The sequence below is a fragment of the Terrimonas ginsenosidimutans genome, assembly GCF_022012415.1.
GTDB classification, from domain to species: domain Bacteria; phylum Bacteroidota; class Bacteroidia; order Chitinophagales; family Chitinophagaceae; genus Terrimonas_A; species Terrimonas_A ginsenosidimutans.
The window spans coordinates 1-3,795 of record NZ_JAKLTR010000047.1 but is presented as its reverse complement, the minus strand read 5'-3'; the positions used below and the strand labels follow the sequence as shown (position 1 = coordinate 3,795).

The window sequence follows — 3,795 nt, the reverse complement described above, 5'->3', positions numbered from 1 at the left end:
GGCGATACGCGGAGAGCGCGGCGAATACAAAGTCTGCTATGGCTGTTTTCGCGGCGGCGATACGCGGAGAGCGTGGCGAATACAAAGTCTGCTATGGCTGTTTTCGCCGCGTCCGTCGCGTTCCTTTACGCCATTCAAATACCTATGGGTACACGGTAGCCCGAAGGGGAGATTTTGAGGGGCCTTACGCAGCAACTTATCTGATAGATTGCTCCTATCAGAGATCCGTTCCCGCAGATCACGCAGATAACAACGGATCTGCGTAGCCTGCGGGAGTCTATGCTGAATTTCAGGGTCAGCTATTAACTTTGCCGCATGATCGATCTCTTCATCACCTATCTCCGCAACAACGCTTCGCTCACTGATGGCGAGATCGACAGGGTCGTTTCCCTCTCAACGCCAAGATCCCTTCGCCGTAACGAACTGTTGCTACAGGAAGGGCAGATCTGCCGGCAAAAAGGCTTTATTCTCAAAGGCCTTCTTTATACGGCAGGCAGTGCTGCAGGGGAAGATGGTGAACATATCCTGCAGTTCTCCGCTGAGCAGAACTGGATCCTCGATGCGGAGAGCTATGATCAGCAGATTCCTTCCCGCTTCAATATTGCAGCCGTTGAGAAAACGGAATTGCTGGTTTGGGGAAGAAATGATTTTGAAGGTCTGCGGGAAGAGATCCCGGGGCTGACAAAATTCGCGCAGCAACTGATCTCCCGGAACATCTATAGCAGCCGCCAGCGCATCCTGGCGGCATTAAGCGGCACGCCGGAAGAAAAGTACACATCGTTCGTCCGGAACAATCCCGGCCTGCTCCAGCGTCTCCCATTGCGTATGATCGCCTCTTATCTCGGCATCTCGCTCAAAACACTTACACGGATCCGGCACGCACAAATCCAACGCTAAGGAAAATATGGTCAAATGACCAACTTTCCCGGTAGTGGTTGACTCAACTTTGTTCTTACAAAAAAAAACAATCATCATGCGTGTATTTGTTACAGGAGCATCAGGATTTGTGGGCTCCGCAATCGTACGGGAATTATTACAGGCTGGTCACAGGGTTACTGGTCTGGCAAGAACAGATCAGGCTGCGGATCAGCTGTTCGCAGCGGGTGCAGACGTGCATCGCGGCAACCTTGATGATCTGGAAAGCCTGAAGACTGGCACGGCGCATTGCGATGCAGTGATCCATACGGCATTCAATCATGATTTTTCCAGGTTCAAAGCCAACTGTGAAGCCGACCGGCAGGTGATCCTCGCATTAGGTGAAGCGCTGGCGGGCACGGATCGCCCATTGGTGGTCACCTCCGGTGTCGGATTGCTGAATTATGGCCGGAAGGTTTCGGAAAACGATACGCCTCCCGGCGCTGACCAGATGCCGCGTGCCGCCTCCGAAGAGGCTGCCGATACGGTTGCCCAAAAAGGGGGAAAAGTCTACGTGGTCAGGCTTCCGCCAACCGTTCATGACCGCGGCGATCATGGATTCGTGCCAATGCTGATCGGTATTGCCAGGGAAAAGAACGCTTCGGCATACATCGGCCAGGGACAAAACCACTGGCCCGCCGTTCATCGCTTGGACGCAGCGGTACTTTACCGCCTGATCGTTGAGCAGCAACCAGCCCGGAAGATCTTTCACGCTGTTGCGGAACAGGGTATCGTCTTCAAAGAGTTGGCGGAAGCTATTGGTAACGGACTGGGCATTAATACAGTTAGCAAAAGCAAGGAAGAAGCGGCGGATCATTTCAGCTGGTTTGCGCATTTCGCGGCAATGGATTGCCCTGCCTCGGGCGAATTGACGAAGCAGACACTGGCATGGGAAGCAAAACAGACCGGACTGCTCCAGGATCTGAAGGAGAACTATTTCAATGCATAGTACTGATCAGGGAGGTAGCGCAAAGACGTTCTGAGAGATAATTTCTCCTTTCTCACTTTGCCCCTCCTCTGCGCGCTCTGCACTGATCTGACCGTTTTGAATCTGGATCCGATGGGGATCGCTGCCCCCACCAACAACGCCCGGTTATTTACGAGGAAGGAAGCCGACGCATATTGGCGCGTATGCCGTCAGTTTTGACGTACTTTGCCGCCCCATGAGAACACAACTGAATCTTTTCGATCTCAAGCAGAAAGTCAACTATAAAACAGAGATACTAGCGGGTCTGACCGTGGCAATGACAATGATCCCGGAATCACTGTCATTTGCGATCCTTGCCGGCTTGTCTCCTCTCACCGGCCTGTATGCGGCATTTATCATGGGCATTGTTACAGCCGTCCTTGGCGGCCGCCCTGGCATGGTTTCCGGCGGTGCTGGAGCTACTGTCGTCGTCCTGATCGCGCTGATGCAATCCCATGGAGTGGAATACGTATTCGCCGCAGTGGCTTTGGCCGGGATCTTCCAGATACTGGTCGGTGTGCTCCGGCTAGGTAAATTCATACGGCTTGTACCGCAACCCGTCATGTACGGCTTTGTGAACGGCCTTGCGATCATCATCTTCATGGCACAGGTGGAACAGTTCAAAGTTGCGGGTGATGCCGGAAAAGAATGGATGAGTGGCACAGCCCTTTGGATCATGCTTGGATTGGTTTTACTGACCGTTCTGATCGTGATGTTCTTTTCGAAACTGACAAGGGCCGTTCCGGCTTCTCTTGTTGCGATCATCATTGTTTTCGGCCTGGTATTATTTTTTGGCATCGATACAAAAACCGTAAAAGACATTGCTTCTGTAAGTGGAGGCTTGCCTCCTTTTCATATTCCTTCGGTTCCGTTTGATCTGAATATGCTGAAAATCATTTTTCCCTATTCGCTTGTGATGGCTGGCGTGGGATTGATCGAAAGCCTGCTTACGCTCAATGTAGTGGACGAGATCACGGGCACAAAGGGGAAGAGCAATCGTGAATGCGTGGCGCAGGGAACGGCCAATATACTGAACGGTTTCTTTACCGGCATGGGTGGCTGCGCGATGATCGCCCAGTCATTTGTAAACCTGTCGGCGGGATCTAGAGCCCGGCTTTCTGCTATCATCGCTTCACTCACCATTCTGCTGATCATCCTGGTTGGCGCGCCCGTGATCGAACGGGTACCAATGGCCGCACTGGTTGGTGTCATGATCATGGTCGCGATCGGTACATTTGAATGGATCAGCCTGCGGATCATCAATAAAATGCCAAAGCACGATGTGATCGTCGGCATCCTTGTTGCCGCCATCACTGTATGGCTGCATAATCTCGCACTCGCCGTTCTTATTGGCGTGATCATCTCTGCGCTTGTATTTGCCTGGGAAAGCGCGAAGCGTATCCGTGCAAGAAAATATCTCGATGATCGGGGCGTCAAACATTACGAGATCTACGGTCCCTTATTCTTTGGTTCCACCGCTGCTTTTGCGGAAAAGTTTGATGTACAGCAAGACCCTGTTGAAGTGATCATCGACTTTAAAGAAAGCCGCATTATGGATATGAGCGCTATTGATGCATTGAACAAACTCACGGAGAAATATCAGTCGGCCGGAAAAATTTTACGCCTGCGTCATCTTAGTAAAGATTGCCGGGCATTGCTGAAGAATGCGGAAGCGGTGATTGAAGTGAATGTGATGGAGGATCCGGAGTATAGTGTAGCGACTGATGAACAGTAATCTATTTGCCTGCGGCAGGGCTTTTTTTTTGACGGGAGGTCGTCGAAAGACTCTGTGTACTTTTTTTGCCGGACGGGCAAGGCGTTTTTTTTTCGACGGGAGGTCGAAAGACTCTGTTTACTTTTTTTGCCTTGATGCAAAAAAAGTAACAAAAAAAGATCAAGGCTGGGAAAAAATG

Annotated in this window: 4 protein-coding genes; all 4 read left to right on the top strand. The window is 51.4% G+C overall.

The genetic code is table 11. The annotated features are described in order from the left end of the window. On the top strand, window positions 1–266 hold a 266-nt coding region (locus LZZ85_RS28250), incomplete at its 5' end, for a hypothetical protein (protein ID WP_237877505.1). A gap of 49 nt (window positions 267–315) precedes the next feature. After that, window positions 316–897, top strand: a complete 582-nt coding sequence (locus LZZ85_RS28245; RefSeq protein WP_237877503.1) for a Crp/Fnr family transcriptional regulator — start codon at window positions 316–318, stop codon at window positions 895–897. 76 nt (window positions 898–973) lie between these two features. Beyond that, a complete protein-coding gene (locus LZZ85_RS28240; RefSeq protein WP_237877501.1) occupies window positions 974–1,864 on the top strand; it encodes an SDR family oxidoreductase in 891 nt (296 codons plus the stop codon). 214 nt (window positions 1,865–2,078) lie between these two features. Beyond that, window positions 2,079–3,617: a SulP family inorganic anion transporter gene (locus LZZ85_RS28235; RefSeq protein WP_237877499.1), complete on the top strand. Its 1,539-nt coding sequence runs from the start codon at window positions 2,079–2,081 to the stop codon at window positions 3,615–3,617. Window positions 3,618–3,795: the final 178 nt, after the last annotated feature.